Annotated in this window: 2 protein-coding genes; one reads left to right on the top strand and one right to left on the bottom strand. The window is 65.6% G+C overall.

Features of this window, described 5'->3' with window-relative positions:
* A partial coding sequence (locus tag AC1D00_RS39355) for a LysR family transcriptional regulator substrate-binding protein (RefSeq protein ID WP_477014391.1) occupies positions 1–617 on the top strand: 617 nt, incomplete at its 5' end.
* 58 nt (positions 618–675) lie between these two features.
* Here AC1D00_RS39355 and AC1D00_RS39350 read toward each other — a convergent pair.
* On the bottom strand, positions 676–1837 hold a 1162-nt coding region (locus tag AC1D00_RS39350), incomplete at its 5' end, for a caspase family protein (RefSeq protein ID WP_477014390.1).

The following is a 1837-nucleotide window of genomic DNA, read 5'->3' as shown; positions in this document are numbered from 1 at the left end:
TCGTCAAGGAGCTCATGACGGGCGAGGTCGCATTGAGTCTGTCCGTTTGGTCAGGCCTTGCTCACTCGCATGCCGAGGCGCTGGTTCACAGAACGATCGACGCGGCGATCACATGCGATGCGATGGATGRCCTGTATGATGTCGAGCGCTTCCCATTCTATCGCGAGCCAAATCTGCTGGTGGTGCCGCGCGGCATGGAGGCCGAATTTGCCGGCCTTGATCTGCGGGAGATCCTCGCTCGACATCGCCTGGTCCGGTACAGCGAACGCTCCTATGCAGGCGCTCAGGTCGAGCGTCATCTGAGCCGCCTGGGGATTCGCCCGCCACGGGCCTTTGAGTTTGACACCTCGGACAGCTTGGTCGCGATGGTCGCGACCGGTATGGGCGTGGCGATCACCACGCCGCTGTGTCTGTTGCAGGGGCTCGCTCACGCTGCCCAGGTCAGCGCGCTCCCCCTGCCGGGCCCTGGATTTTTTCGCGAAGTGCTTCTGGTGACCCGCCGGGGAGATCTCTCGTCACTGGCGCCGCGCATCGCTGAGATGGCTCGGACGAGCATTACGACGCAGGCGATGCCGCGTATCCGGACGCTCGTGCCCTGGTTCACCCAGGATTACTAGACCGGCAGAAAAAAGCCCGGCGCGAGCCGAGCTTTTGTATTCGGGGTCTGAACTCGCCTCAGCGGCGGAACATGCCGCCCATCATGCCGCCGACGACGCCGCCGACGAAGGCCGCGCCGGCCGCATCGCCGGCGTTGTTGCGTTGGGGAGCTGGTGCCGGCGCGCTGCTGGCTGCGGGGGCGCTGGCGGCGCGCCGTGCCGCCTTCTGGCTGTTGTCGCTCGCGGTCGGCGGGCCAGCCACGACCTCCGAGAGCAGCGCCTTGTGCTGAAGCTTGTTGAGGTAGCCGGACGAGGGATAGCCGCGCGCTGCCTGCCAGCGCTTGAGCACCGACCGGGTTTCGTCGCTGAAGACGCCGGTCTGCTTGGTATCGAAGCCGAGCCCGGAGAGACGACGCTGCACGTCGCGGCGCTGGTTCTTGTCGAGGCCGATCTGATCCTCGGTGAGCTGGCTGGCATCGTCGGTGAAGGTGGCGGGATCGACGCCTGCGTTGAGCGTGCGGGTCGTCGTCGACGGTCCACTCTTGATCGCCGCAAGCCGCGCCAGCGCCAGCGCCTTGAACTGGCCGTTCGGATAGGCGGAGAGATAGGCGTTGAGCTCTTCCGGCTTGTTGGATTCCTTCACCGAGCGCCAGTATTCGAGCTCGACACCATCGGAGCTGCCGGCCGTCGCCGCCGGCACGCTGCCGGAAGCGGTCGGGGCGGCATTGGCGACCTGGGTCGTCGGAGCCTGGTTGAGATAGACGGCGCCGATCAGGTTGGTGTGGCCCCAGGGAAGCTGGCCCTTGTGGGTCTCTTCATTGACCTGGGCGCGGACCGACGTCATCGCCTGCTGGATCTCGATGCCGGGCTTGGTGATGTTGTCGATCAGCGCGCGGGTGAACGGGCTGTTGTTGCCCTCCTGGCCGTCGAGCGCGGTCTGGCCGGGGCCGGTTGCGAACGCGATCAGCGTGCCTTCGCCGGACTTCATCTCGGCAAGGCCGCTCTGCACGTTGACGCTGCGGGTCGCGGAGTTCGACTTGATCTTGGCGGCGAACGGATTGTCGCGGCAGGCATCGAGGAAGACGAGCTTGACCTTGGCATCGCCCATGGTCTGCTCGAGTGTCAGGTCGATGTTGATGGCAGCGCCCAGCTTGACATCCATCTCCGACTTGATGTCTGCGTCAACCGGCAGCAGGTAGTTGGTGCCGCCGACGGCGATGCCGTGACCGGCATAGTAGAAC

The organism is Bradyrhizobium sp. P2_E8, from assembly GCF_056403875.1.
Note: the sequence above shows the minus strand (reverse complement) of the source record. Positions and strands in the feature narration are given on the sequence as shown.